Annotated in this window: 26 protein-coding genes; 1 reads left to right on the forward strand and 25 read right to left on the reverse strand. The window is 63.6% G+C overall.

Features of this window, described 5'->3' with window-relative positions:
- Positions 1 to 184: 184 nt before the first annotated feature.
- The 8 genes from rpsO to rimP all read right to left on the reverse strand — a co-directional run bounded on the left by rpsO (position 185) and on the right by rimP (position 8,863).
- A complete protein-coding gene (rpsO, locus tag EN804_RS20390; protein ID WP_027142030.1) occupies positions 185 to 454 on the reverse strand; it encodes a 30S ribosomal protein S15 in 270 nt (89 codons plus the stop codon).
- Positions 455 to 646: 192 nt separating this feature from the next.
- A complete protein-coding gene (gene corA / locus EN804_RS20395) occupies positions 647 to 1,741 on the reverse strand; it encodes a magnesium/cobalt transporter CorA (RefSeq protein WP_135862091.1) in 1,095 nt (364 codons plus the stop codon).
- 45 nt (positions 1,742 to 1,786) lie between these two features.
- A complete protein-coding gene (gene truB, locus EN804_RS20400) occupies positions 1,787 to 2,773 on the reverse strand; it encodes a tRNA pseudouridine(55) synthase TruB (RefSeq protein WP_135921193.1) in 987 nt (328 codons plus the stop codon).
- Positions 2,773 to 3,183: a 30S ribosome-binding factor RbfA gene (gene rbfA, locus EN804_RS20405; protein ID WP_127870742.1), complete on the reverse strand. Its 411-nt coding sequence runs from the start codon at positions 3,181 to 3,183 to the stop codon at positions 2,773 to 2,775. Before rbfA ends, truB begins: the two co-directional genes overlap by 1 nt.
- A 125-nt stretch (positions 3,184 to 3,308) precedes the next feature.
- Entirely contained in the window at positions 3,309 to 5,885 is a 2,577-nt protein-coding gene (infB, locus tag EN804_RS20410) for a translation initiation factor IF-2 (RefSeq protein WP_127279032.1), read from the reverse strand.
- Positions 5,882 to 6,532 carry an RNA-binding protein gene (locus tag EN804_RS20415; protein ID WP_013891268.1) on the reverse strand — a complete coding sequence of 217 codons (651 nt, stop codon included), beginning with the start codon at positions 6,530 to 6,532 and terminating at the stop codon, positions 5,882 to 5,884. Before EN804_RS20415 ends, infB begins: the two co-directional genes overlap by 4 nt.
- Before the next feature lie 38 nt (positions 6,533 to 6,570).
- The gene (nusA, locus tag EN804_RS20420) at positions 6,571 to 8,166 is read right to left on the reverse strand and encodes a transcription termination factor NusA (protein WP_027142036.1); all 1,596 of its coding nucleotides are present in this window, start codon (positions 8,164 to 8,166) and stop codon (positions 6,571 to 6,573) included.
- Between the two features lie 49 nt (positions 8,167 to 8,215).
- The gene (gene rimP / locus EN804_RS20425) at positions 8,216 to 8,863 is read right to left on the reverse strand and encodes a ribosome maturation factor RimP (RefSeq protein WP_135921055.1); all 648 of its coding nucleotides are present in this window, start codon (positions 8,861 to 8,863) and stop codon (positions 8,216 to 8,218) included.
- Between the two features lie 288 nt (positions 8,864 to 9,151).
- Between rimP and EN804_RS20430 the strand changes: the two genes are divergently transcribed.
- Complete coding sequence (locus tag EN804_RS20430) at positions 9,152 to 9,316, forward strand: hypothetical protein (RefSeq protein WP_127279034.1); 165 nt, start codon at positions 9,152 to 9,154, stop codon at positions 9,314 to 9,316.
- Between the two features lie 62 nt (positions 9,317 to 9,378).
- On the opposite strand, the gene EN804_RS20435 is transcribed toward EN804_RS20430, so the two are convergent.
- From EN804_RS20435 to EN804_RS20515, 17 genes are all read right to left on the reverse strand, one after another.
- Positions 9,379 to 10,080: a tRNA (guanosine(46)-N(7))-methyltransferase TrmB gene (locus tag EN804_RS20435; protein WP_127870741.1), complete on the reverse strand. Its 702-nt coding sequence runs from the start codon at positions 10,078 to 10,080 to the stop codon at positions 9,379 to 9,381.
- A 27-nt stretch (positions 10,081 to 10,107) separates the two neighbouring features.
- Entirely contained in the window at positions 10,108 to 11,373 is a 1,266-nt protein-coding gene (gene metK / locus EN804_RS20440; protein ID WP_127279030.1) for a methionine adenosyltransferase, read from the reverse strand.
- A gap of 168 nt (positions 11,374 to 11,541) precedes the next feature.
- Positions 11,542 to 11,961 (reverse strand): helix-turn-helix transcriptional regulator, encoded by a 420-nt coding sequence (locus tag EN804_RS20445; RefSeq protein WP_127279029.1) that lies wholly within the window; start codon positions 11,959 to 11,961, stop codon positions 11,542 to 11,544.
- 139 nt (positions 11,962 to 12,100) lie between these two features.
- Entirely contained in the window at positions 12,101 to 13,693 is a 1,593-nt protein-coding gene (gene lnt / locus EN804_RS20450; RefSeq protein ID WP_127279028.1) for an apolipoprotein N-acyltransferase, read from the reverse strand.
- An 89-nt stretch (positions 13,694 to 13,782) separates the two neighbouring features.
- Positions 13,783 to 14,253 (reverse strand): VOC family protein, encoded by a 471-nt coding sequence (locus EN804_RS20455; protein WP_135921057.1) that lies wholly within the window; start codon positions 14,251 to 14,253, stop codon positions 13,783 to 13,785.
- Between the two features lie 14 nt (positions 14,254 to 14,267).
- Positions 14,268 to 15,344: a hemolysin family protein gene (locus tag EN804_RS20460; RefSeq protein WP_127279026.1), complete on the reverse strand. Its 1,077-nt coding sequence runs from the start codon at positions 15,342 to 15,344 to the stop codon at positions 14,268 to 14,270.
- A gap of 28 nt (positions 15,345 to 15,372) precedes the next feature.
- On the reverse strand, positions 15,373 to 15,879 hold the full coding sequence (gene ybeY / locus EN804_RS20465; RefSeq protein WP_127279025.1) for an rRNA maturation RNase YbeY: 507 nt from the start codon (positions 15,877 to 15,879) through the stop codon (positions 15,373 to 15,375).
- A 17-nt stretch (positions 15,880 to 15,896) separates the two neighbouring features.
- A complete protein-coding gene (locus EN804_RS20470; protein ID WP_224536181.1) occupies positions 15,897 to 16,889 on the reverse strand; it encodes a PhoH family protein in 993 nt (330 codons plus the stop codon).
- A gap of 83 nt (positions 16,890 to 16,972) precedes the next feature.
- Positions 16,973 to 18,382, reverse strand: coding sequence for a tRNA (N6-isopentenyl adenosine(37)-C2)-methylthiotransferase MiaB (miaB, locus tag EN804_RS20475; RefSeq protein WP_135921059.1), 1,410 nt, complete (start codon positions 18,380 to 18,382; stop codon positions 16,973 to 16,975).
- 75 nt (positions 18,383 to 18,457) lie between these two features.
- The gene (locus EN804_RS20480; RefSeq protein ID WP_127280631.1) at positions 18,458 to 19,258 is read right to left on the reverse strand and encodes a 1-acyl-sn-glycerol-3-phosphate acyltransferase; all 801 of its coding nucleotides are present in this window, start codon (positions 19,256 to 19,258) and stop codon (positions 18,458 to 18,460) included.
- A 26-nt stretch (positions 19,259 to 19,284) separates the two neighbouring features.
- A complete protein-coding gene (gene rimI / locus EN804_RS20485) occupies positions 19,285 to 19,779 on the reverse strand; it encodes a ribosomal protein S18-alanine N-acetyltransferase (RefSeq protein ID WP_127870736.1) in 495 nt (164 codons plus the stop codon).
- Positions 19,780 to 19,861: 82 nt separating this feature from the next.
- The gene (gene tsaB / locus EN804_RS20490) at positions 19,862 to 20,539 is read right to left on the reverse strand and encodes a tRNA (adenosine(37)-N6)-threonylcarbamoyltransferase complex dimerization subunit type 1 TsaB (protein ID WP_135921061.1); all 678 of its coding nucleotides are present in this window, start codon (positions 20,537 to 20,539) and stop codon (positions 19,862 to 19,864) included.
- A 108-nt stretch (positions 20,540 to 20,647) separates the two neighbouring features.
- The gene (locus EN804_RS20495) at positions 20,648 to 21,754 is read right to left on the reverse strand and encodes a DUF1513 domain-containing protein (protein ID WP_135921063.1); all 1,107 of its coding nucleotides are present in this window, start codon (positions 21,752 to 21,754) and stop codon (positions 20,648 to 20,650) included.
- Positions 21,755 to 21,756: 2 nt separating this feature from the next.
- Positions 21,757 to 22,836: an imelysin family protein gene (locus EN804_RS20500; protein ID WP_135921064.1), complete on the reverse strand. Its 1,080-nt coding sequence runs from the start codon at positions 22,834 to 22,836 to the stop codon at positions 21,757 to 21,759.
- On the reverse strand, positions 22,836 to 24,437 hold the full coding sequence (locus tag EN804_RS20505; protein WP_135921066.1) for a di-heme oxidoredictase family protein: 1,602 nt from the start codon (positions 24,435 to 24,437) through the stop codon (positions 22,836 to 22,838). Before EN804_RS20505 ends, EN804_RS20500 begins: the two co-directional genes overlap by 1 nt.
- A gap of 12 nt (positions 24,438 to 24,449) precedes the next feature.
- Positions 24,450 to 24,935 carry a bacterioferritin gene (gene bfr, locus EN804_RS20510; RefSeq protein WP_127870732.1) on the reverse strand — a complete coding sequence of 162 codons (486 nt, stop codon included), beginning with the start codon at positions 24,933 to 24,935 and terminating at the stop codon, positions 24,450 to 24,452.
- Positions 24,901 to 25,212 carry a (2Fe-2S)-binding protein gene (locus tag EN804_RS20515; RefSeq protein WP_127279217.1) on the reverse strand — a complete coding sequence of 104 codons (312 nt, stop codon included), beginning with the start codon at positions 25,210 to 25,212 and terminating at the stop codon, positions 24,901 to 24,903. The genes bfr and EN804_RS20515 overlap by 35 nt, the downstream gene beginning before the upstream one ends.
- Positions 25,213 to 25,232 lie beyond the last annotated feature (20 nt).

A 25,232-nucleotide genomic window follows, 5' to 3' on the forward strand; every position in this document is an offset into this window, starting at 1 on the left:
ACGGGAAGCTCGGATGATTTAGGCGCGACGAGCGCGCACGAGCGTCCTGCAATCCTGCCCCATGACCGTCCATGGGCGGTTTCGAGTGGCCCTCTGCATGCTCGAAACCGGGTCTGGCCAGCCGATACGGCTGGCAGAATGCGTGACCGGCGGACTTTCCGAAGAAAGTCCGCCGGTCAATTCGTCAACGGCGCAGACCGAGCTTCTCGATCAGTGTCTGATAGCGCGTGTCATCCTTGCGCTTGAGATAATCAAGCAGGCTGCGGCGCTGGGACACGAGAGCGAGCAGACCACGGCGGGAATGGTTATCCTTCTTGTGGTCCTTGAAATGGTCGGTCAGGTTCTTGATGCGCTCGGAAAGGATGGCCACCTGGACTTCCGGAGACCCGGTATCGCCCTTGGCGGTTGCGAATTCACCCATCAATTCCTGTTTGCGCTCGGCAGTAATCGACATCGTGTTTTTCCTTATCTGTTTGAGGAAACGGGTCGCCCACAGCCGGGATGTCGTCCAGCAGGGGCCGTGCATGCAAAGCGTCAAGGCGCTATGCTGCGGCGCATATAGTGCAATTCCCCGAAAAACACCAGCCCAATTCACAAGCCGGCTTTGTCGCGGCTTTTGCGGCATGAAAGAAGCCTTTCGCCGTGGCTAAAGCCACTTCTTCCATCTGAAGAAGGCGATCAGCCCGACCGCGACGAGCAGCATGAAGACGAGTGCCGCCGGATAACCATAGTAGGATCGCAGCTCCGGCATGTTCCATGGCGAGGCGTCGGGACTGAAGTTCATGCCCCAGACGCCGACGAGGAAGGTGAGCGGCATGAAGATGACCGAGACGATGGTGAGGTAAGAGATGACGTCGTTGGTGCGCGCCTGGCTCAGCGACAGGTGCATCTCGATCAGCCCGGTCAGCATGTCGCGCTGGGTCTCGACCAGCTCGATCAGCCTGAGCGAATGGTCGAGCGTGTCGTTGAGGAAGACCTTGGTTTCAGCCCTGACATAGGACACGTCGTTGCGGATCAGCGTCGCCAGCGCATCGCGCATCGGCCACAGCACGCCTTTCAGGACATTGGCATCGCGCCGCAATTCGTGCAGCTGCCGCATCTGGTGCTTGTGCGTCGAATGCAGCATCTGGTCCTCGATGCTGTCGACCAGGTCGCCGGCAGCCTCGATCGGCGGGAAATAGCTGTCGACGATGGCGTCGATCAGCGCATAGGCGAGATAATCGGCGCCGCGAGTGCGCAAGCGGTTGGGCGCCGAACTCTCGATACGCTTGCGCACGGGATCGAAGGGATCGCCCTCGCGCTCCTGGAAGGTGACGACGAAGTTCTCGCCGAGGAAGAGAGCGATCTGCTCGTAACGATGCGACGTGACATCGTCGATCATGCGCACGACGACGAAGGCGTGATCCTCGAAGAAGTCGACTTTCGGCCGCTGGCCGGTGTTGACAACATCCTCCAGCGCCAGCGGATGCAGGCTGAAGATGCGGCCGATCTCCTCGATCAATTGGATGTTGGCGAGGCCGGTGCAGTCGAGCCAGATGACGGGCCATTTCCGGCAATTGGCCTTGACATCGTCGATGCTGGCATTCTCGATGGTCTTGAATTTCTGCGGCGAGATCAAGGTCAGCCGCAATTCGGAGCGCCGCGCCGCCGGATCGGCGATCAGCGTACCGGGCGAGGCGCCGACAGGCGGCCGCCTCGTCTTCACCGGCGCGCGCTTCTTGACCGTGTCAGCCTTTGCCATGGAGCCCCTCTGCCGCGATGTCGCACCGACATTAGATGAGTGGCATCACCCGGCAAAGACCCGCTTGGGCTTGAACATGCCTTGCTCGATCGCGCCGATGGCGACCAGCTTGCCGCGTGACGTCGCGCAGGCCTCTTCGGCCTCCACCGGTGCGTCACGGCCACGAATGATGACAGGATTGCCGAGGCGGATCTTTGTCGCCGCGTCATCGCTGATGGCGATCTGCGGCAGGCAGTCGAGAGCAGCCGAGGTGTCGACCAGAAGCGTGTCGATGGCGCCGAAGTCGACCGGCTTGGCCACTGCGTCTGCCGGTTCGGCGTCGTCGGCCGCTTCCGAATTCTCATCGCCCTTGGCGCCGAAGCGGGCGGCCTCGAGTTCGGCAATGGTGACGAAGTCCTCTGGCGTGAACGGCTCGACCTCGACCCGGCGCAGCTCGCTGATATGGCCGAAGCAGCCGAGGTCGCGGCCCATGTCGCGGGCCAGCGAACGCACATAGGTGCCCTTACCGCATGCGACTTCGAAAATCGTCTGGTCCGGCTTGTGCTCGACAATATCGAGCCGGCCGATCTCGATCTCACGGGGCGGTATGTCGACCATCTCGCCTTCGCGGGCGAGGTCGTAGGCGCGCTCGCCCGCAATCTTGATCGCCGAAAACTGCGGCGGCGTCTGCATGATGACGCCGGTGTATTTCGGCAGCAGCGCCCGCACCTCGGCTTCCGCCGGACGCAGGTCGGAGCTCTTCGTCACCGGCCCTTCAAGATCGTCGGTGGAGCGCTCATCGCCCCAGGCAACGGTGAAGCGGTAGGTCTTGGCGCCGTCCTGCACGTAGGGCACGGTCTTGGTGGCTTCGCCGAGCGCGATCGGCAGCATGCCGGAGGCAAGAGGGTCTAGCGTGCCGGCATGGCCGGCCTTTTCGGCCTGGAACAGCCATTTGATCTTGGAGACGGCTTCGGTCGAGCCCATGCCGACCGGCTTGTCCAGCACCACCCAACCGGAGACCGGCCGGCCCTTCTTCTTGCCGCGACGCGCCATCATTCTTCTTCCTTGTTGTCGTCGGTATCCAGATCGCGCGCCACTTCGGGCGATTTCAGCAGGTCGTTGATCCTGGCGAAATTGTCGAAGGAGGTATCGAGCCGGAAGCGGAATTCCGGCATGTATTTCATCTGCCTGAGCGCGCCGGAGACGCGGCCACGCACGAACTTGGCATGCTTGTTCAGCGCCTCGATCACCGCGTTGGCATCCTTGGCGCCGAGCGGAGAAACAAAGGCGGTGGCGATCTTGAGATCGGGCGACATGCGCACTTCCGAGACCGAAACGACCGAATTTTCAATCAACGGGTCGATGATTTCGCCGCGCTGCAAGGTTTCGGAGAGTGCATGGCGCACCTGCTCGCCGACGCGCAGCATGCGCTGGGATGGGCTTGATGTTGTGGAACGGGGCATTTTTCTCAATCCTGAAAGCGTGAGGCGCGGGATAGGACCGTGCCGCATGTCTCAAACGGTCATTCTCAATAGCACTGAGGCGGCGGTCTTTCGACCACCGCCCAATATCGACAAGCCACTCGAACTCAGAGTGTGCGGGTCACCATCTCGACGCGGAAGCACTCGATGATGTCGCCGACCCGCATGTCTTCGTAGTTCTGGAAGGCCATGCCGCATTCCTGGCCGCCCGGGACTTCCGAAACCTCGTCCTTGAAGCGCTTCAGGGTCTTCAGCGTGCCTTCGTGGATGACCACGTTGTCGCGGATCAGGCGCACGCCCGCGCCACGCTCGACCTTGCCCTCGGTGACACGGCAGCCGGCGATCTTGCCGACCTTGGTGATGTCGAAGATCTCGAGGATCTCGGCATTGCCGATGAAGGTCTCGCGACGCTCCGGCGACAGCAGGCCTGACAGAGCCGCCTTCACATCATCCACCAGGTTGTAGATGATCGAGTAGTAGCGGATCTCGATGCCCGCGGCCGCGGCCGCGGCACGCGCCTGCACATTGGCGCGCACGTTGAAGCCGATGATCGCCGCGCCGGACGTTTCCGCCAGCGAGACGTCGCTTTCGGTGATGGCGCCGGCGCCGGAATGAACGATGCGCGCACGCACTTCGTCGGTGCCGAGCTTGTCCAGGGCAGCATTGATCGCTTCGATCGAACCCTGCACGTCGCCCTTGATCACCAGCGGGAATTCCTTCAGCCCGCTCGTCTGCAACTGCGACATCATCTGTTCGAGCGAGCCACGCTGGCCGGCATGCCTGGCCACCGCCTTCTCGCGTGCCAGACGCTGGCGATATTCGGTGATCTCGCGGGCGCGGGCCTCGTTGTTGACCACCGCGAAGCGGTCGCCGGCCTGCGGGGTTCCCTGAAGGCCGAGCACCTCGACCGGCATCGCCGGCGGCGCTTCCTTGATCTGCTCGCCGCGATCGTTGACGAGCGCGCGCACACGGCCCCATTCGTTGCCGGCGACGAGGATGTCGCCCGGCATCAACGTGCCGGTCTGCACCAGCACGGTGGCGACGGGACCACGGCCCTTGTCGAGCTGCGCCTCGATGACGACGCCTTCGGCGGTGCGGTCGGGGTTGGCCTTGAGGTCGAGGATTTCGGCCTGCAGCAGGATCGCTTCGAGCAACTTGTCGAGATTGGTGCCCTTGGTCGCCGACACTTCGACGTCCAGCACCTCACCGCCCATCGATTCGACGAAGACCTCGTGGCGCAAGAGTTCCGAGCGCACTTTCTGCGGATCGGCGTCATGCTTGTCGATCTTGTTGATCGCCACGATGATCGGAACGCCGGCCGCCTTGGCATGGCTGATCGATTCGATCGTCTGCGGCATGACGCTGTCGTCGGCCGCAACCACCAGGATGGCGATGTCGGTCGCCTGGGCGCCACGGGCGCGCATGGCCGTGAAGGCGGCGTGGCCGGGCGTGTCGATGAAGGTGATCTTCTGACCGTTCTTCTCGACCTGATAGGCGCCGATATGCTGGGTGATGCCGCCGGCCTCGCCGGAAACGACATTGGCGTTGCGGATGGCATCGAGCAGCGACGTCTTGCCGTGGTCGACGTGGCCCATGATGGTGACGACCGGCGGACGCGACACGAGGTCTTCCGGGCGGTCGGCGATGTTGAACAGGCCTTCCTCGATGTCGGACTCGGCGACGCGGCGAACCGTGTGGCCGAATTCGGTGGCCACCAGCTCGGCCGTGTCGGCGTCGATGACGTCGCCCGGCTTCAGGATCTGGCCCTGCTTCATGAAGTACTTGACCAGGTCGACAGCACGCTCGGACATGCGCTGCGCCAGTTCCTGGATGGTGATGGTCTCGGGCAGGATCACTTCGCGCATGACCTTTTCGCGCGGCTCATTGTGCATCGCGCGCTTGAATTTTTCCTGGCGGCGACGCATCGACGACAGCGAACGGGCCCGCGCATCCTCGTCGGACAACGCGGAATTCAGTGTCAGCTTGCCACGGCGGCGGTCTTCCTCGCTCTTGGTCGGCTTGGCCGGGCGCGCCACTTCGGGCGTGACCAGGCGGCGCACCGGCGCACCAGCGATCGCCCGCTTCGGCTTGACCTCTTCCTCCTCGTCGGCGGTCGCCAACTCAGCGGCTTGCGGTGCGCGGCGGCGAGCCTCTTCCTCGGCGCGACGGCGCGATTCGGCCTCGGTCTGCAGCCGTGCCTCTTCCTCGGCCTGGCGGCGCGCGGAGTCCTCGCGTTCGCGCTTGCGGCGCTCTTCGTCCTCGGCGCGGCGCTTGGCCTCTTCGGCCGCGCGCTGACGGTCTTCGACCTCGCGGACCTTCGAGCCCTCGAGCGCCCTGCGGCGCGCGTCCATTTCGCTGCGCGACAATTCGTTCAGCACCATGCCGCTGCGCTCGACCGGAGGCCGCGGCGGGGGCGGCGCCTTGGGCGCTTCCTGCACGACAGGTGCCGCCACGACCGCCGGCTTCGGCGTGAAGACGGGCGCAGCCGGAGCGGCAACCGGCTCCGGCTTATCGCCGGGCAGCGAGAACTTGCGCTTCTTGGTCTCGACCACGACCGACTTGGTACGGCCGTGCGAGAAGTTCTGGCGCACAGTGCCTTGTTCCATGCCGGGGCGCTTCAGCGTCAAGGTCTTCTTCGGTGTAACACTCAACGTCTTGTCGTCGCCCGATTTCGTATCGTTCATTCCATATCCTCTGCAGCATCATCTTCGTCAGCAACGGCCGCAAGCATTGCAAGATCGTCCGGGGTTCCGCCCCGATATCGGTCGAGCGCAACCATGCGCTTCTGGACCGCCTTACCCGCGTCTCCCGCGAGGACGGCAGCATGTATCACATTTGTACCCCCCAATGCCAAGCTCAACTCGGCCTCGGAGAAAAGTTTGTAGGCAAGGATGGAAGGGCCGCCAATATGGACGGTCGCCCGCCGCGCCTGGCTGATCTTGCGTACGCCGTCGTCGGATGCCTCGGTCGCGTGGAGCACGAAAAGCGCCAGCCCGCCGCGCACCGCGCTCTCCACCTTGGTGGCACCCAGCGAAATCGCGCCTGCCTTGCGGGCAAGGCCCAGCATGCCTAGAGCGGATCTGGAGAGCAACCCGTCGACCATGCCGCCGAGATCGGGCGGTACGACCACCTGTGCCTTGAAGGCGCGGGCAAAAAGGTTCTTGGCCGCCGCCTTCTCGATATGTAGGCGGTCGGCACTCACCCAGCAACCACGGCCGGGCAGATTTCGCTTGAGATCGGGAACGACGGCCGAATCCGGACCGACGACGAACCGGATCAGTTCATCCGGTTCGGCCTGTTTTCGGGTGACGATGCAGGTGCGATCGTTCATCTCGTCCAAGGGCGGGTTGTGTGCGATGCGGTTTCACCTCACGCACCAACGGCTTCGTCAGCCGTTTCTTCTTCGGCCGCAAGCTCGTCCTCGGTGATCCAGCCGGCCTTGAGGCGAGCGGCCAGAACCATCTGCTCGGCATCGGCGCGCGAAACGCCGTGGTTGGCCAGCACGCCGGGATAGACCTTGGTCTCGCCGTCCTTGCGTTCCTTCCAGCCCGTGAGGTCGTCGGCGGCATAGCCGGCGAAATCCTCGATCGTCTTCACGCCGTCCTCGCCGAGCGTCACCATCATGGCGGTGGTGACGCCTGGAATTTCGCGCAGATCATCCGAAACGCCCAGCGCCTTGCGCTTCTCGTCGTGCTCGGCTTCGATCTTCTCCAGATATTCGCGGGCGCGGGTCTGGATTTCAGAGGCGGTATCCTCATCGAAGCCGTCGATGGAGGCGATTTCGCCGGCATCGACATAGGCGACTTCCTCGACGCTGGTGAAACCTTCGGAGGCCAGCACCTGACCGACCATCTCGTCGACATCGAGCGCTTCCATGAACAGCGCCGAGCGCTCGACGAATTCCTTCTGACGGCGCTCGGATTCCTCGGCCTCGGTCAGGATGTCGATATCCCAGCCAGTGAGCTGCGAGGCAAGGCGCACGTTCTGGCCGCGGCGGCCGATGGCCAGCGACAGCTGATCGTCGGGAACCACCACTTCGATGCGCTCCGCATCCTCGTCGAGCACGACCTTGGCGACTTCCGCCGGCTGCAGCGCATTGACGATGAAGGAGGCGGCCGAAGGCGACCACGGAATGATGTCGATCTTCTCGCCCTGCAATTCGCCGACGACGGCCTGGACGCGGCTGCCGCGCATACCAACGCAGGCGCCGACCGGATCGATCGAGCTATCACGCGAGATGACGGCGATCTTGGCGCGCGAGCCCGGGTCGCGGGCGACCGACTTGATCTCGATGATGCCGTCATAGATCTCAGGCACTTCCATGGTGAAGAGCTTGGCCATGAACTGCGGATGGGTGCGCGACAGGAAGATCTGCGGGCCACGCTGCTCGCGGCGCACGTCGTAGACATAGGCGCGGACGCGATCGCCATATTTGTAGTTTTCACGCGGAATCAGCTCGTCGCGACGAATGATCGCTTCGCCACGGCCGAGATCAACGATGACGTTGCCATATTCGACGCGCTTGACGGTGCCGTTGACGATCTCGCCGATACGGTCCTTGTACTCGTCGTACTGGCGGTCACGCTCGGCCTCGCGCACCTTCTGCACGATAACCTGCTTGGCGGACTGGGCGGCGATGCGGCCGAAATCCATCGGCGGCAGCTGTTCGGCGATGAAATCGCCGAGCTGGGCGTCGGGATTGCGCTCGCGGGCGGAGGAAATGGCGATCTGGGTGGCGTAATCGTCGACCTTCTCGACCACTTCCATCAGCCGCTGCAGCTTCATCTCGCCGGTGTTCGGGTTGATGTCGGCGCGGATGTTGGTCTCCTGACCATAACGCGAACGCGCCGCCTTCTGGATCGCATCGGCCATGGCGGCGATGACGATCGACTTGTCGATCGACTTTTCACGCGCGACCGCATCGGCAATCTGCAGCAGTTCAAGTCTGTTGGCGCTTACAACCATGTTCTTTCTCCCGAGCCTGTTCGCCGGACCTTTGCGTCCGGCAGCTCAATCAAATTTCCTGTTCGTGTTCTTCCGTGGCGTCCGGTTCCGCACCCTCGGACACATCGTCGTCCGGTTCACCGCGGCGTCTCTTGGCTTCCTTGCGCGCCCTGTTGTCCTTCGACAACGCTTCGCGAATGAGGTCGTCGGTCAGGATCAGCCGGACATCGGCAATGGCATCGTAGGGCACGCGCACCGTCGGCTCCTCACCATAGGCCGCCTTGTCGCGCTCGATCAGCACATCGTTCTCACCGGCCTCGGCGATCTTGCCCTTGAAACGCTTGCGATCGGCGACGACGACCGAAGTCTCCATCTTCACCAGATGACCGGTCCAGGTCACGAAATCCGATTTGCGCACCAAGGGCCGATCGATTCCGGGCGAAGAAACTTCGAGATGATAGGCCTTTTCGATCGGATCATCGACGTCGAGCGCCGGCGACACCGCGCGGCTGACCTCTTCGCAATCCTCGACGGTCATGGTGCCGTCCTCACGCTCGGCCATGATCTGCAGCGTCAGTCCGTTCTGGCCGGACAGATGCACGCGCACGAGGCGAAAGCCGATGCCGCGCAGCACCGGCTGGACGATCAGCGCAATGCGCGCATCGATGCCGCTTTCGCGGATGATGCGGTCGTCACCTTCGCTTGCCGTTGCAGTCATCAATTGCCTGTCGTTCGTTTCGAACCTATCGGCAGGTAATAAAAAAGAGCGGGACCGGGTGGACCCACTCTTCGTCATACCGACCAAGAATTTGAGGCTGATATAAACGATCCGGGCTGGTGTTTCAAGTCCGCAGTCCCGGCCGGACAAAAGCCTGTGGGTTCAGGGTTGTTCCAGGCGCATGGCCGCCATGCGGCAATCCCCCTGTGAGAGCCCGCGTCGCGCTCTTATTTGTTAGCCATCAAATGAATTGAATTGGCGCGCGCTGGCGCGCGGAAGGACAAGATCATGAGCAACCGCAGGATATTCTCCGCCTTGGGCGATCTCTTCACCACATTCGGCAGCGCCGTTGCCGCATCGCGCGCCGTGGAAGCCGGGCGTAAGCCACGAGCCGACGACCTGCGCAATCTCGGCATGGACCCGGCCATATTCAACAGGATCGGCCGTTTCTGACTGCGATGAGCATTCGATTCGGCTCCCGGTAAGTTGCCGGAGCCGTCGACGGTCGGGAGCGCCTACGTCCTGATGAAGGTAAGATAGGCCGGCCGGCGCCCCTCGCGAATGGCCTTGGCCTCATAGCGTGTACCCGGCCAACCCTCATAGGGACGATGCCAGTCGGCTGCCTCATCCGCCTGCCACGCAAAAGCGCCATGCGCCCGGCAATGCAGCAAGGTCCAGTTCACATAAGTGTCGATGTCGGACGCGAAGCGGAATTTTGAGCCCGGCTTCAGGACGCGCGCGAAACGGTCGAGATTGACCGGGCTGACGAAACGCCGCTTCCAGTGCTTCTTCTTAGGCCAGGGGTCGGGATAGAGAAGGTCGATACCGTCGAGCGAGGACGGCGGCAGCCAGTCAAGCAACTGGGTGGCGTCGTCGTCGTAGACCCTGAGATTGGCCAGCGGCGCTGCCCGCACCGCCATCATCATCTTGGCCATGCCGTTGACGAAGGGCTCCACGCCGATGAAGCCGATCGTCGGCGCCTCGGTCGCGCGATGCAGAAGATGTTCACCGCCGCCAAAGCCGATCTCGAGCCGAACCGCCGAAACCTCGGTTTTGAACAGGGTCCGCGGATCCGACGGGGCTTCAGCCGTCAGATCGAGCCGATAGGCGCCAAGCCCGCTTTCCAGCGCGGCCGCTTGCTGCGGGCGAACGGGTTTGCCGCGCCGACGGCCGAAGAAGGCTTCGGTCGTGCGGCTTGGCCTGTCCCCGTCACGCATCGATTGGCGCAAGTCCTGCCGCCGCCCTCAGGCCGCGACAGCATCCTTGAGCGCCTTGGCCAGATCGGTCTTTTCCCAGGAGAAAGACCCGTCACGGCCAGCCTTGCGGCCAAAATGGCCGTAAGACGACGTCTTGGCGTAGATCGGCTTGTTGAGATCGAGATGACGGCGAATGCCGGAAGGCGACAGGTCCATCACGGTGCGCAGGGCATCCTCGAGTTTGGCCTCGTCGACCTTGCCGGTGCCGTGCAGGTCGACATAGACCGACAGCGGCTGCGCGACGCCGATGGCGTAGGACAGCTGGATGGTGCAGCGGTCGGCAAGCTTCGCCGCCACGACGTTCTTGGCCAGGTAGCGCGCCGCATAGGCGGCCGACCGGTCGACCTTGGTGGTGTCCTTGCCGGAGAAGGCGCCGCCGCCATGCGGGGCCGCGCCGCCATAGGTGTCGACGATGATCTTGCGGCCCGTCAGGCCGGCATCGCCGTCCGGACCGCCGATGACGAACTTGCCGGTCGGGTTGATGTACCACATGCAGTCGTCAGCGATCTTGAGGTCGCCCAATGCCTCGCGGATATAGGGTTCCACGACCTTGCGGACCTTCTTGGAATCCCAGCTCGAATCGAGATGCTGGGTCGACAGCACGATCTGCGTCGCCTCCGCGGCCTTGCCGTCGACATAGCGAACGGTGACCTGGCTCTTGGCATCGGGGCCAAGCTTGCCGGCCTCGCCATTGTTCTCGTGACGGGCGGCGGCCAGGAGTTCGAGGATCTTGTGGCTGTAGTAGATCGGCGCCGGCATCAGGTCAGGCGTCTCGCGGCAGGCATAGCCGAACATGATGCCCTGGTCGCCGGCACCTTCCTCGCCCTGACGGTCGGCCGCGTTGTCCACGCCCTGGCCGATGTCGGGCGACTGGCCATGCAGCAGGACCTCGATCTTGGCCGTCTTCCAGTGGAAGCCGGCCTGCTCGTAGCCGATCTCGCGGATCGCCTTGCGGGCGACGGATTTGAACTTCGCCGGATTGACGATCGGGTGGCCCGCGGCATCCTTGAGGATGTTGCCGGCCTTGTCCTTCTTCAAGAGCGTCTCGGGGACGCGCACCTCGCCGGCGATGACGACGCGGTTGGTGGTCGCCAGCGTCTCGCAGGCCACACGGACTTTCCACGGGTCCATGCCGGTCTTCTTGGCTTCACGATAGACCAGATCGACGATTTCGTCGGAGATCCGGTCACAGACTTTGTCGGGATGGCCCTCGGCAACGGATTCCGAGGTAAAGAAGTAGTTCTGCCGCGTCACGGGTGTCCCCTCTTGAAAAACGATCGGCAGGCTGCCGATTTTGGCGCGCCACGTGTTAGCGGGGCAAAGCGCTGCTCGTCAAGCGTTGCCGCCGGTCTGGCCTGAATGTCGGAGACGATATCTTGTGCCACCGGCGGCGCACGCCGCCGGTGCGAAGCGCATCGCGGATCAGTCGAGATCGTCCTCGGCGAGCGATTTCACCAGGTCTATGATCCTGCGGCGCACCTTGACGTCGGCGATCTTGACAAAGGCCCGGTTGAGCTGAAGCCCTTCGGGACTGCCGCAGAATTCGACGGCGAAAGCCATCGAGCTATCCTCGGCAAAACCACGGTTGGCCGTCAGCTCCTGGCCCGGCGCATCCTCGAAAAAGAAGGCGACGGGCACGCCGAGTATGGAGGCTATCGCCTGCAGACGGCTGGCGCCGACGCGATTGGTGCCCTTTTCATATTTCTGGATTTGTTGAAACGTGATGCCGAGATTCTCGCCCAGCTTTTCCTGGCTCATTCCGAGCATATTGCGGCGAAGCCGGACCCGGCTTCCAACGTGGATGTCGATGGGATTCGGTTTCTTCTTGTTTTCTTCTGTCATTTTTTCCTCGCCGAATTTTTTCGGCTTTGTGATTTTTTTCCTGCCCAAAGAAAACCGGAGGCGACTGCCCCAACAGAACGATCCACCGGCTTCGAGAAATTTTCAGGCGGTACAGTATGAGTTTCTAATGTGCCAACTGTCAATTCACCCGTAGCCTTTGCCTTACGTTCAACAGCACCCCTCCCAGCGCAAACAGCAACATGATCAGCGTTCCGTTAATGCGCCGCTGACGGGACGAAATCACCGTCTGTTCGGAAACAGGAACCTTCACATCGATGGCCCCGCGCGCGTCGATGGCCAGCGCATCGACGACGCGGCCACGGGGGTCGACAACGGCCGAGATGCCGTTGTTGGCAGCACGCAACAGGGGCAATCCGTTCTCCACCGCGCGAATCTGGGCCTGCCTGAAATGCTGATACGGTCCCGGCGTGTCGCCGAACCATGCATCATTGGTAACGTTCACAATAAGCTGCGCTGACGTTGCGTCAACTGCCACCAGATCGGGAAAGATCACCTCATAACAGATAAATGGCAGGGCACGAATGCCACCCGGCAGCGTGATGGGATGACGCTCGTTGCCAGCCGTGAACGTCATCGGCCCAGCGACGAGCTGTTCGATGCCGAAACGGCCGAGCAGGTCGGCAAAAGGCAGGTACTCGCCGAACGGCACCAGATGAACCTTGTCCACGGCATCGGCGATCTCGCCCTTGTCGTTGATCGCCACGACGGAGTTGTAGTAGCGGCTGTCGGGGCTTGCCGCCGAGCCGCCCTCTTCGCGCACGACGCCAGCGATCAGCATCTGGCCGTCGCCCAGCATGTCGCCCAGCGCCGTCAAGGCATCGGGGCGCTCGGTGAAAAGGAACGGCACCGAGGTTTCCGGCCAGAGAATCAGTTGCGGTCTTTCGTGACCTGGATCCGGCGCCTTGGAAGACAGGCCCAGCAAGGTGGCGAAGATGCGGTCACGCACCGAGGCATCCCACTTTTCCGACAGGTCGACGGCCGGCTGGACGATACGGACATCGAGACTGCGCGCCGCCGGCTTTTCGGGGGCCGCGATCCTGACATAGCCAAAGCCGGCATGGGCGGCGACGAGCAGGACAAACAGGGCGGCGCCCAGCCGAAGATGCCGGCGCGCCGCCAGCAGCGCCGGCAGTGCGAAAAGGAAAACCGCGAGCGCGTTCATGCCGATCATGCCGGTCACCGAGACGCTTTGCATCAAAAGGGGGACCGGCATCGCCGCGTAGCCGATGGCATTCCAGGGAAATCCGGTGAACAGGAAGCCGCGCAGCCACTCCGCCAGCGCAAAACCGAAGGCAAGGGCAGCGATACGGCCGATATCGCTGCTCCACAGGAGCCGGGCGACCATCGTTGCGAAGCCATAGAAAAATGCGAGCGCGAAAGGAATGCCGACCACGGCGAAGGGAAGCGCCCAGGCAAAATCGTCGGCCTCGACCAGCAGCGCCGAGCCGATCCACCAGAGGCCGGCGAGGAAATAACCGAAGCCAAACCACCAGCCGACGGCGAAAGCCGGCCGCAGGCGCCGGACCAGGCTGCCGGAGGCTTCGCCGGTCGCGCCGTCGAGCAGCCAGACCAGCACCGGAAACGAAATGAAACAGGCGGCGAAGAAATCGTAAGGCGCCTGGCCCAGCACCGCCAGCGCTCCGGCGAGAAAGGCCACCAGCGCGCGGCGCCAGCCCCAGAGCAGAATTATCCGGCCGGCAAGGCGCACCATGAATACTTCCGAGTCGCGCGAATCAGGAGCCAAGATTTATCAGGCCGCGGCCTGCACTCCAAACGCCGGCCGCATGACCGACCATGGCTCTACCGGTGCCAACCCTCGATGCGCAAGCCACCCAGGCGCTCGGCCTCTTCACGGGAAACAGAACGGATTGGCTGCGTGAACGTCCAGATATGGCCTTCGGGATCGCGCGCCCGATACTGGCGTTCGCCGTAGAACTGGTCCGCCGGTTCCTGGATTATGGCGGCACCGGCCGCGCGGGCCTGCTCGCAATGCGCATCGAGGCCGTCTTTCAGCCTGATATAGACCGACTGCGTGTTCTTGCCACCGACCGATGCGGGGCTCGCGACATGATCGGCCCATTCGGAATCGACGATGATACAACCATCCCCGAACCGCATCTCGGCATGGATCAGTTTCCCGCCGGTATCGCGGACCACCATGCTGGGCTCGAAGCCGAAGGCCTCTTCGAGCCAATCCAGCGCCGCACGCGGGTCGCGGTAGAACACGCCAGAACCGAGGACCGGATGCTTGAACGGATCCTCGATTGTCATTGCGCGGCAGCTTTTCAGGCCTGTTCGGTGCGCGCCGTGGCGCGCCGGCGGCGCTCGCCCTTCTGGCTCTGCACGATGCGCACGCGCTTGACGCGGCGCGGATCGGCATCGAGCACATGGAACTCGAAGCCAGGGATGGCCTGCACCACCTCGCCACGCGCCGGCACGCGGCCGAGCGTGTTGAAGATCATGCCGCCAATGGTGTCGACATATTCGCCATGTTCACCCGCGGCGAAATCCTCGCCGATCATCTTGGCGACCTCGTCGATCTCGGCCTTGCCGTCGACGATGAACACGCCGTCGCCGGTCTGGGTGATCATCGGCTCATCGTCGTCGTGCTCGTCCTCGATGTCGCCGACCACCATCTCGACGATGTCCTCGAGCGAGACGAGGCCGTCCGTGCCACCATATTCATCGATGACCAGGGCCATTTGCGTGCGCGTCGTCTGCATGCGGCCCATCAAGTCGGAAGCAAGCATCGACGGCGGCACGAACAGGACCTGGCGGATCAGATTGAGCTCGCCGATGGTGCGCGCGAGGTCGACCTGGGCAAGATCAAGAACCGTGGCGACGGGCGTTTTGCGGCTCGTGCGGCCTTTCCTGACGCGCGCCAGCTTGGTGATATGGGCCAGCACGTCTCGGATATGGACCATGCCGCGCGGGTCGTCGAGCGTCTCGGAATAGACCGGCATGCGGGAATGGCCGGATTGTTCGAACATGCCAAGCAAGTCACCAAGCGTCGTGGCGATCTCGACCGCCTCGATATCGGCGCGCGGAACCATGACGTCCTCGACGCGCACTTCGCGCAGGCGCAGGATGTTGTTGAGCATGGCGCGCTCGCCAGGCGAGAAGGATTCGACATCGCTCGTCGTCTCGGCGAGCGCGCCGGCGATCTCCTCGCGCAGGCTGGTGCCATTGCGTTGCCGGAACAGGCCCAGCACGCGGTTGAACAGGGAGGGACCGGCAGGCGACGGCTCGATGGCGGCGCTGCCAGTGATGGTACTCGGACTTGATCCCTCTTCCGACGTATCGGAAGCCTTGGTCGCACTGCCGGCGTCGGGGCGGGCGGCAGTCTCTGGTTTGTCGTTCATCGTCGTCCGGTCAATTGGTCTTTTTTAGTTACGCGTAGGGATCGGGAATGGCAAGCCTTGCAAGCGCGGCGCGCTCGATGGCTTCCATCTCCTCGGCCTCGGCGTCGGTCTCGTGATCATGGCCCATGAGGTGCAGCAGGCCATGGATGACGAGATGGCAGATATGGTTCTCCAGCGGCTTGTCTTCCAGTGCCGCTTCGCGCGCCACGGTTTCGGCGGCAAGCACGATGTCGCCGAGCATCGGCGGCAGTGGGCCACCATTCACATGCGGAAAAGCCGGGAAAGACAAGACGTTGGTGGGCTTGTCCTTGCCGCGCCAGTCCGCATTCAAGGTACGGATATGGGCATCGTCGGAAAAAACAATGCTGAGTTCGGAATGACCCGTCACACCGGTCTCGGCAAAGGCGGCATCAACCGCGCGATCGACCAGCCGCGTCAGGCTTGCTTCATCGGGCCAGTCGCCCGCTTCAATCGATATGTCGATCTCGACGGGAACCGGAAGGCTCCCGCCGCCGGATGTGTTGTCCTCAGGCATGAGGCCGCATCGTCACATCAATTCTCGGCACCGAGGCCGCGCGCCAGCTTGGCGTCCCGGTCATAGGCCCTGACGATTTCAGCCACCAGCGGATGGCGAACGACGTCGACATCGTTGAAGCGCACGGTTACCGCGCCTGCCACACCGTCGAGGACACGCAAAGCTTCGACCAGGCCCGATTTGGTGCTCGGAGGAAGATCGATCTGGGTCGGATCGCCGGTGACGATCATGCGCGAGTTCTCGCCGAGACGGGTGAGAAACATCTTCATCTGCATCGGCGTGGTGTTCTGCGCCTCGTCGAGGATCACCGCGGCGTGCGCCAGCGTGCGGCCGCGCATGAAGGCAAGCGGCGCGATCTCGATCACTTCGGCCGCAATGGCGCGCTCGACCTTGTCGGCCGGCATCATGTCGTAGAGCGCGTCGTAGAGCGGACGCAGATACGGATCGACCTTCTCCTTCATATCGCCCGGCAGGAAGCCCAGCCGTTCGCCGGCTTCGACTGCCGGCCGCGACAGGATGATGCGCTCGACCATGCCACGCTCGAGCAGCATCGCCGCATGCGCCACCGCCAGGTAGGTCTTGCCGGTGCCGGCCGGACCGATGCCGAACACCAGCTCCGAACGCTCCAGCGCCCGCATATAGGCGTCCTGGTTGAGCGAACGGGCATAGATCGTCTTCTTGCGGGTGGCGATCTGGGCGGCGGAAACCTTGCCCTTGCGCTCCAGTGTCGGCAGCGTGAGCTGGTCGTCGGCGGCGATAGCCATGCGAACGGCACCGTCGACATCGGACTGGCCGATATCGACGCCCTTCTGCAGGATGCCGTAGAGATTGTCCAAGGCACGGCGCGCCTGTTCGGCGGCGGACGCCGATCCTTTGATGGTCAGCTGATTGCCGCGCGAACGGATATCGACGCCGAGCTTCTGCTCGAGCCGGGCGAGGTTTTCGTCGAACTGGCCGTAAAGGGCGCTGGCAAGCTTGTTGTTGTCGAAAGTCAGAACGATGTGCGCCATGTCAGAAGCCCCGGATGCCGGTACCGGGGGCAGATTCTTCAGCTCCGCTGCGCTCAACCGTCTCTCCTCATCTGCCGAGACCATCAGGCCAATTCGGCGAACAGGCTGTTGTAGCCCGTCTTCGTGATTCGCACCTTGATAATGTCACCGATTTCGCCGGCCTTTTCATCAACAATAACCGGCTGCAGCCAAGGCGAGCGGCCGACCTTCTGGCCGGCCTGACGGCCGGGCTTCTCGATCAGCGTATCGATGGTGCTGCCGACCAGGCTCGAGCCGAAATCCTGCTGTTGTTTCAGCAGCAATGCCTGCAGGCGCTGCAAGCGCTCGTCCTTGACCGTTTCCGGCACGTGGTCGGGCATGTCGGCCCCCGGCGTGCCGGGACGCGGCGAATATTTGAACGAGAAGGCCGAGGCGTAGTTCACCTGGCGCACCAGTTCCATGGTCGCCTCGAAATCGGCCTCGGTCTCGCCGGGGAAACCGACGATGAAGTCGCCCGACAGCGCGATATCGGGGCGCGCGGCGCGGATGCGGTCGAGCAGCGCCAGATAATCCTTGGCAGTATGCCTGCGGTTCATCGCCTTCAGAATGCGGTTTGAGCCCGATTGCACCGGCAGATGCAGATAGGGCATCAGCGACGGCAGGTCGCGGTGCGCGGCGATCAATTCGTTGTCCATGTCGCGCGGATGGCTGGTGGTGTAGCGCAACCGCGCCAGGCCGGGGATTTCAGACAACCGGAACAGCAGGCGGCCGAGACCCCATTCCGCGCCATTATCGCCCTCGCCATGCCAGGCGTTGACGTTCTGGCCGAGCAGCGTCACCTCGCGCACCCCGGCCTCGGCCAGGCGCTCGGCCTCGGCAACGATCTGCGCCACCGGCCGTGACACTTCCGAGCCTCTCGTATAGGGCACGACGCAGAAGGTGCAGAACTTGTCGCAGCCTTCCTGGACGGTGAGGAAGGCGGTGACGCCGCGCTTGATCAACTCGGCGCGCTTGGGCTGCGGCAGATGTTCGAACTTGTCCTCGATGGCGTATTCGGTCTCGACGATCTTCTCGCCGCCGCGCACCCGCGCCAGCACATCGGGCAGACGGTGATAAGTCTGCGGACCGATGACCAGGTCGACGGCCGGCGACCGGCGGATGATCTCGGCGCCCTCGGCCTGTGCCACGCAGCCGGCGACGCCGATCAGCATCTCGAGGCCGGCACCGGCGCGCTCGGCCTTCATGTCGCGGATGCGGCCGAGTTCGGAATAGACCTTTTCGGCGGCTTTCTCCCTGATGTGGCAGGTGTTGAGCAACACCAGATCGGCTTCGCCGATGGCATCGGTCGCGGTATAGCCGTCGGCGGCCAGCGCGTCGGTCATGCGCTGAGAATCATAGACGTTCATCTGGCAGCCATAGGTCTTGATGAAGACCTTCTTTGCTGCCGTGGCGCGCACCGCCGGCTGTCCGGCCGCAGTGCCGATGTCGTCGCTTTCAATCGTGTTCAAGTCCATCCGGCGGCTTCTAACGCCTTTCCGTGACAAAAAACAGACGATTCTCGGCATGCGCCGGCTGGCGCCTGCCGGCGGCTAACGGCTCGGGAGGGGATCGGCGAGCGCCGCCTGCATCATCTCGCGCACCCGGCCTTCCATCAGCTTGGCCGTTTCCTTGCGGTTGGAGCCCTTGGCAAAAGCGATCGGTTCGCCGAAATGCACCTCGACGTCGAGCGCGCCCTCGGCCATCAGCACCTTGAGATGCGGCATCAGGTCCTCGTCGCCGATCCAGGCCGCGATCGGGCGGTGGCGGCGGCCAAGCGGCACGCCGTGCAGGCGCGTGTAGACGATCGCCACCGGCTGGATGAACACTTCCTGCGCGGCCCCTTCCGAGATCGCCATCGAGGCCGCGCCGAACAGCGTGCTCTTGAAAGGCAGGACGATATTGCCGTCACCGGTCGACCCCTCCGCGAACAGCACCATGGCGTCGCCCTTGGCCATGCGGCTGGCGATCTCGCTGGCCTGATCGCCCGAGGAGCGCTTGCGCTCACGCTCGATAAAGACGGTGCGTTGCAGCTTCGACAGCATGCCGATCAGCGGCCAGCCTTCCATGTCGGCCCGGGCGATGAATTTCACATCGGCAAAAGAGCCCAGCACCATGATGTCGGTCCAGGAGATGTGGTTGGAGGCAACCAGCAACGGACGCTTGTCGGAGAGCGTCCCCTTGACATGGATACGCATGCCGAGCGCCCGGATGATCAGCCTGTGCCAGATCTTGAGGATGACGGTTTCCGGCCACCAGCCGGTTTTCATCGACAGGATCTGCAGCGGCACGAAAACCAGCGACCCGGCGACGACGAGGCCCAGCGCCAGGAAAATCCTGATTTTTCCGATCATATGTCCTGGCCCTACCCGATCCCTCGCTAGCGAAGATCGCGGCGCATGACAAGCGCGCCGGTCGGGCCGCGATCGGGCGACTTGTAGTAATCCGGACGCTTGCCGACTTCCCGAAAACCCAGCCGACGATAGAGGGCGATCGCGGCGGCATTGGTCTCGTCGACCTCGAGGAACAGCGCCTCGGCGCGCTGCGAATGCAGTTCGCGCAGCACGGCGTCCATCAACTGCCAGCCCAGGCCTTGGCGGCGATGCGACCGCGCCACCGCGACGGTCAGGATTTCACCTTCGCCCGCGGCCAGCCGAGCGAGGACGAAGCCAACAGGCGGCTTGGCGCCTTGCCCCGTTTCGCGGGCGGCATAACCGAACACGGTGTCCTGTTCGAGCAAGGCGGCGAACTCACCGTCGGTCCATGGGCGGACAAAATCCTCGCGGTGCAGTACCGATATAGCGGGGCTGTCGGTGATCCTGAGCGGCTCGAGCGCGTAGTCCCGGCGACGCGATTGGAGAAAAGGTATGCGCATCAACTCTCGTTTTCTCGTCTGACCATGATCTCTGGACAAACGGGGCCGTTTGTCCGCGAAAACCGGCTTCCACTTTTCGGGATCATGGTCTTTGCCTCGAAAGTATAAACCCGGCCTGCGGCTTGGCATCGGCGCCGCGCAGATAAAGCGGTTTCGGCCTTTCGCCCTGCCCCTTCGCGACAGCAAGCCGGGCGTAGGTGAGAATGTCGGCGGTGGCCGTCCGAGGCCCGATGTCGAAGGGTCGGCCGGCCGCTTCAGCGATCGGCGTCGCGGCCGTGCCGGCAAGCACCGCGGAACGTTCCGACGCCATGGCCGCCGCATCCGCAAGCGTGGCCACGGCCGGACCGTAAGTCAAAACTGACATTTCATCGTAGAGAGCGGCATGGATTTCCTCCCGTCCGGCATCGAGCGCCGCCAGCACGGCACGGCCTGGAAATGCGGTCGCCGCCTCGGCGGCCAGCGCTTCGAGGGTCGTTACCCCGATTGCCGGCACCTTGAGCGCCAGGGCCAGGCCGCGCGCGGTCGACACGCCGACACGCAGGCCGGTGAAGGAACCGGGGCCGACGGAGACGGCAATGGCGCCCAGGCCGGCGTAGTCGGTCGCGCCTGCCTTCAGCGCCCCTGCGATTACGGCCATCAGGTGCTCGGCATGGCCTTTGCCCAGATCAAGAACCGAACGGCCGAGTTCCTGCCCGCCCGCCGCGTCGTAGACGCAGGCGGCGCAGAGGCTGGCGGCACAGTCGATGGCGAGTACCTTCATGAAACGACCGGTTCCTAGAAACAATTCCCTGTGCCCGCCACAGCGCGCAACCGCAAGGGTATAGTGCACAATTTGTTAAGCGGCTTCGGTTTGGGCTGGCAGAAGAGCTTATGCCGCCTGCTCTATGCGCAGCATGTGATTGTCCCAGACATAGTCCGGTTCCGACCGCGTGGCACCACTGTCCTCGATGATCTCGCCGGCGCCCGTTGTGGCCATGAACCCGGCCCCGTCAGGGGCCACGCCGCAGACCTCGACCAGCGTATTGGAGGAGACGACCCCGCCGCTGCCCGCATCGATGACGACCAGCGAATTGCCCTCCGGCGAGGATACGGCAACGGTACCGGCAACAGGATTGGCGGCGACCGAGCCGATATAGTTGCGGAAGCCGGATAGCAAAGTCTGCGGCATGTCGAGCAAAGCCAGATCCTTGCCACGCGCGGCGCGGCCGACCAGCAACGGACGATCGGTGCCCGGCCCCCGGTACTGGCAACCGAACCAGACGGTGCCGGACCGGTCTGCATCCATGTGGCGGATCGACAGCTGGTGCAGTGCGGCCGGCAATTCATGTTTTTCGATCAGATCCCCGGTGACGCGGTCGACCAGCACATAGGACGGTTTCATGGTGGCGATGTTGAGCTCGGCGCGGCCAAAGTCAGGATGGGTCTCGATGCCGCCATTGGCGACCGCGATCGTCCTGCCGTCGCCCAAGAGCAGAAGTTCGTGCGGACCCATGCCGTAGGTGGGGAATTCGCCGATGCGATTGAATTTCGCCCGCGCGTCATAGACGCCGACCACGCCGGCCGCGTTGTCGAAATCGTTCTCGGTGGCGTAGAGCAACGCGCCGTCGGGCGAGAACACGCCATGGCCGAAGAAATGCCGGCCGGCGATGCTGGCGATGGTCAGCGGAGCGTCGCGCCCGGAGTGATCGAACACGACGGCGAAGGTGCCGGGCTGGCGGGCGAAAACCACCGAACGCCTCGATACGGGATCGAAGGTGACGTCGTGGCCGCGATCGGGCAGGTCGATCGCATGCAGCACCTTGCCGGCCTCGGACAGGACGGCGGCGCCAAAACTGCCATCGCGCTTGACGAAGGCGGTGGCAAAGACGGCATCCGCAGCAAGCGTGGTTGCCCAGGCTGAGGGCGTCACCGCGGCGGCAAAGCCGATGCCGGCGGCCCTGAGGAAATCGCGGCGATCGATGAGCAATCTCTTCATGCTCAGTCCCCATCCAGCGACGAGAAGCCGGCGGTCAGGCCGAATTCGGCGGTCAGCCTGGTGCCGATCAGGGTCGACAGGCTGGAGGTGATCAGGACGAGATGCTCGAGTTTTTCGCGCAGCGCCGGATCGGCGAGCGCCCTGTCGATCGGGCCTTGGACGGCCTTGGCAGCCGCAACGCCGTTGACCAGCTGGATGTGGATCGATTCCGCCATCCAACGCGCATCCGGCGGCAGCGCGTCGCCAAGCTTCGACACCTGAAACAGCGCATCGATGCCGGCCAGATTTCCAGCCAGCGCATTGCCGGTGTTTTGCGAACGCCAGTAGATCGCCTGTTTTGGCTTGTCGGCGTCGGGCGTAGCGCCCAGAAAGCCTTTGAGGCGGACATCCCGGACCATTTCCAGCTCGTTGATGAAGACGCCGACCAGTTCGGTGACCGTTTCGTTGCCATCGCGATAGAGCGCATTCCGTGGCCCCGGATTGGCCCAGAGTGCCGCGAAGCCGTCCGGTTTGCTCCAGGCCGCGCTGACATCGGCGGCGATGGTTTCGATGTTGCCGGCAACGGACGCGCCATAAGCGCAGCGATAGGGTTCGTCCTTGCCCGTCAAGGCATCGGCGCCGTCGCCGTAAAGCACGAATTCCAGCGCGCCGAGCCCCTGCACGGCAACGCTCTTGTCGGCAAGCTGCGCAGGATCGGGGGCGGTGGGATCCTTGCCCGACAGCGCCGCCTGCACCTGTTTCAGACCGATGCTCTTGCGGTCCGGCCAGAACAGCATGCGCTCCGCCCTGTTGTTCTCCTTGATCGGCCCGAAACCGATGATCTCGGCCGATGACCAGGCATAGACGGTAGCCGAGAACGCCGCGCGCGCCGCATCAAGCTCCCCTTGCGAGGGCGCCTCGCAGAGCTTGTGCATCGCCTTGGCGAGGGCTTCCGTATGCTGGTGCAGATCGGCATAGGCCGGGCGGACAAAACCGTCGATCGCGCGCTGGACGACGTCCGAGGCTTTGACCGCGGCCGATGCGGGCAATGCGGCCAGTAGAACCAGCGGAAGAACGAGAACCAGCGCGAAACGCTTCAGCATCACAGTGACTCCAGGAATTTGACCAGCGCATCGCGCTCGGTGGCGTTTGCGGCGGCAAAGCGGTCGCGCGCCTTTTGCGCCTCGCCACCATGCCACAGGATAGCCTCGACCAAAGACCGCGCACGGCCGTCGTGCAGATAGAAGGAATTGCCGTTGACCGTTTCGGTGAGGCCGATCCCCCATAGCGGCGGGGTGCGCCACTCATTGCCTGTCGCCTCGCCCACGGCCTGGCCGTCGGCAAGGTCCGGCCCCATGTCGTGCAGCAGGAAATCGGAATAAGGCCAGATCAGCTGGAACGCCTGCGCCCTGTCGGGCGCATCGCGACGGGTGACGAATTTCGGCGTGTGGCAGGCAACGCAGCCGATTTCGTAAAAGACCTTCTTGCCGGCGAGCACATCGGGCGAGGCGAGATCGCGCCGCGCCGGCACCGCCAGGTTCCGCGAATAGAAGGTGACGAGATCCATCACCGGCGCCGGCGCCTCGGCCGGGCCGAGGCGCGCCTGCACGCCGTTGGGCATGGCGAGGCATTTCTCCTGCGCGGCGGTGCAATCCCCCCAGTGTTTCGGCTCCTCGGGTGTCGAGATGCCGATGTCGCCGGCAAAGGCGTCCGCGGCCTGCCGGCGGATCGACGCGGCCTGCGCCTTCCAGCCGAAGCGGCCAAGCGTCAGTTCACCGCTCAGGCCATCACGCACGATGTTCGGCTTGCCGGAGATGCCATCGCCGTCCCTGTCGTCCGGGTCGGCATGGGCCAGAATGTCCGCCGGCGCGATCTGTTCGATCAGGCCAAGGCCGATCATGGGCGGCGTCAGGCGCGGCGACAGCGTGGTGCGCGGATCGAGCGGCCCATAGCCAAGATCGTCTACCGCGTAGGCGGGTTTGCGCAGGGAAATGACGGTGCCGTCCGTCAGCTCCACCTTACGTTCCTGATAGTCGACACGCATGCTGCCCTCGCCCTTGAGGCCAGGGACGGCTAGTTCCTGCAACTGCGTGCCATAGACCGGGTCCGGGAGATTGAGCAGCCTGTGGTCGGCAAGCGCCGCCTTCTCTTCCGCGCTGCTTGCGTCGCGCGCCAGCCGCAGGAACATCGAGGTGGTGCCGGCATCGCCTTGTGGCGGCCGGCCACGGCCATCCTTCAGATGGCAGTTCTGGCAGGCCCGTTCGTTGAACAGGGGCCCGAGTCCGTCCGAGGCCTGCGTCGAGGATGGCGACGACACCCAATTCTTGCGGAAAAGCGCGTTGCCGAGCTTGAAGGTGCCTTCTTCCTCGAAGGTGAGGTTGACTGACGATTGCGAGAAGGAATCACGGCTGACGTCCTTCCGCGAGGTGCCGGCGCCACCTTGCATCAGTTCGAAGGGCTCGGGTTTGGAGAAATCCGTGGTCGGCCTGCTGACGGCGGTGACGCGCGCCTGATCCTTGGCATTGAGGTCGGTGCGCGAAGTGGCGAGGCCGGCGGGTTGAAGGTCGCCGGCGATGGCGGAGGATGTCAGCGCCAGCATGAAAATGATGCCGCGCCGACCAGCCGATATGGCTGGTGTTTTCCGGAGGGGCAGCGGGGCTTTTGCCCGCCGCAAGCGGCGCGGGAAGTCTAAGAGGCGCCGCATTCCCGCATATCCTTAGTCCGCCTCGTCCGCCGATGCGGCGTTGAGCTGGCCGTATTTTTCCTCGCCGATCGAGGCCAGCAGGTCGAGCTGCGTCTCGAGGAAGTCGATATGGCTTTCCTCATCGGTCAGCAGTTCCTCGAACAGTTTCATCGTCACGTAGTCGCCCGCTTCCTCGCAGATTTCGCGCGAGCGCTTGTAAGCAGTGCGCGCGTCATACTCACCGGCAAGGTCGGATTCGAGTACTTCCTTGACGTTCTGGCCGATGCGCAGCGGCGCCAGGGACTGCAGGTTGGGGTGGCCTTCAAGGAAGATGATGCGGGCGACCAGCTTGTCGGCGTGGTGCATCTCCTCGATCGATTCCGCCCGCTCCTTCTTGGCCAGCTTGGCGTATCCCCAATCCTCGAGCAGACGGAAATGCACCCAATACTGGTTGACGGCGCCGAGCTCCAGAAAAAGAGCCTCGTTAAGCCGCTCGATGATCTGTGGTTCGCCTTTCATGGGCTCTGCTCCCGTATTGGACGCGCAGGCCTCTGACGCGATCCAGATGTGAAACGATGTCCACGCCGCTCGCCTGCGAGCGGGCGTGGTAGTTCTCGGTGACCCGAATGATCGTTTCGACCACATTTGGGAAGCAGCCGCAACAGCGGCCACGTTTGTGCATGGCGTGATAGACCTTTGCCGGCACGATGAGCTGCCAGGGATCCTGATCCAGCAGGCCGATGATCGTCTGCTCGATCTCCTTTTCGGTGATGATGTTGCAATGGCAGATCAGCATTTCGTCGCTCTGGCTGACGG

This window comes from Mesorhizobium sp. M8A.F.Ca.ET.161.01.1.1, assembly GCF_004792105.1.
GTDB lineage: Bacteria > Pseudomonadota > Alphaproteobacteria > Rhizobiales > Rhizobiaceae > Mesorhizobium.

What these genes read in the sequence shown, in the direction of transcription:
- EN804_RS20435 (WP_127870741.1), bottom strand. Translation starts at nt 10,080, where the DNA reads ATGCGTGACGGGGACAGGCCAAGCCGCACGACCGAAGCCTTCTTCGGC.
- EN804_RS20480 (WP_127280631.1), bottom strand. Translation starts at nt 19,258, where the DNA reads ATGATCGGAAAAATCAGGATTTTCCTGGCGCTGGGCCTCGTCGTCGCC.
- nusA (WP_027142036.1), bottom strand. Translation starts at nt 8,166, where the DNA reads ATGGTTGTAAGCGCCAACAGACTTGAACTGCTGCAGATTGCCGATGCG.
- EN804_RS20495 (WP_135921063.1), bottom strand. Translation starts at nt 21,754, where the DNA reads ATGAAGAGATTGCTCATCGATCGCCGCGATTTCCTCAGGGCCGCCGGC.
- EN804_RS20455 (WP_135921057.1), bottom strand. Translation starts at nt 14,253, where the DNA reads ATGACAATCGAGGATCCGTTCAAGCATCCGGTCCTCGGTTCTGGCGTG.
- miaB (WP_135921059.1), bottom strand. Translation starts at nt 18,382, where the DNA reads ATGGACTTGAACACGATTGAAAGCGACGACATCGGCACTGCGGCCGGA.
- bfr (WP_127870732.1), bottom strand. Translation starts at nt 24,935, where the DNA reads ATGAAAGGCGAACCACAGATCATCGAGCGGCTTAACGAGGCTCTTTTT.
- EN804_RS20500 (WP_135921064.1), bottom strand. Translation starts at nt 22,836, where the DNA reads ATGCTGAAGCGTTTCGCGCTGGTTCTCGTTCTTCCGCTGGTTCTACTG.
- corA (WP_135862091.1), bottom strand. Translation starts at nt 1,741, where the DNA reads ATGGCAAAGGCTGACACGGTCAAGAAGCGCGCGCCGGTGAAGACGAGG.
- lnt (WP_127279028.1), bottom strand. Translation starts at nt 13,693, where the DNA reads ATGGTGCGCCTTGCCGGCCGGATAATTCTGCTCTGGGGCTGGCGCCGC.
- EN804_RS20430 (WP_127279034.1), top strand. Translation starts at nt 9,152, where the DNA reads ATGAGCAACCGCAGGATATTCTCCGCCTTGGGCGATCTCTTCACCACA.
- rimP (WP_135921055.1), bottom strand. Translation starts at nt 8,863, where the DNA reads ATGACTGCAACGGCAAGCGAAGGTGACGACCGCATCATCCGCGAAAGC.
- EN804_RS20505 (WP_135921066.1), bottom strand. Translation starts at nt 24,437, where the DNA reads ATGCGGCGCCTCTTAGACTTCCCGCGCCGCTTGCGGCGGGCAAAAGCC.
- EN804_RS20470 (WP_224536181.1), bottom strand. Translation starts at nt 16,889, where the DNA reads ATGGCGCACATCGTTCTGACTTTCGACAACAACAAGCTTGCCAGCGCC.
- EN804_RS20515 (WP_127279217.1), bottom strand. Translation starts at nt 25,212, where the DNA reads ATGCTGATCTGCCATTGCAACATCATCACCGAAAAGGAGATCGAGCAG.
- tsaB (WP_135921061.1), bottom strand. Translation starts at nt 20,539, where the DNA reads ATGAAGGTACTCGCCATCGACTGTGCCGCCAGCCTCTGCGCCGCCTGC.
- rbfA (WP_127870742.1), bottom strand. Translation starts at nt 3,183, where the DNA reads ATGCCCCGTTCCACAACATCAAGCCCATCCCAGCGCATGCTGCGCGTC.
- EN804_RS20445 (WP_127279029.1), bottom strand. Translation starts at nt 11,961, where the DNA reads ATGACAGAAGAAAACAAGAAGAAACCGAATCCCATCGACATCCACGTT.
- rimI (WP_127870736.1), bottom strand. Translation starts at nt 19,779, where the DNA reads ATGCGCATACCTTTTCTCCAATCGCGTCGCCGGGACTACGCGCTCGAG.
- rpsO (WP_027142030.1), bottom strand. Translation starts at nt 454, where the DNA reads ATGTCGATTACTGCCGAGCGCAAACAGGAATTGATGGGTGAATTCGCA.
- EN804_RS20460 (WP_127279026.1), bottom strand. Translation starts at nt 15,344, where the DNA reads ATGAACGACAAACCAGAGACTGCCGCCCGCCCCGACGCCGGCAGTGCG.
- EN804_RS20415 (WP_013891268.1), bottom strand. Translation starts at nt 6,532, where the DNA reads ATGAACGATCGCACCTGCATCGTCACCCGAAAACAGGCCGAACCGGAT.
- infB (WP_127279032.1), bottom strand. Translation starts at nt 5,885, where the DNA reads ATGAACGATACGAAATCGGGCGACGACAAGACGTTGAGTGTTACACCG.
- ybeY (WP_127279025.1), bottom strand. Translation starts at nt 15,879, where the DNA reads ATGCCTGAGGACAACACATCCGGCGGCGGGAGCCTTCCGGTTCCCGTC.
- truB (WP_135921193.1), bottom strand. Translation starts at nt 2,773, where the DNA reads ATGGCGCGTCGCGGCAAGAAGAAGGGCCGGCCGGTCTCCGGTTGGGTG.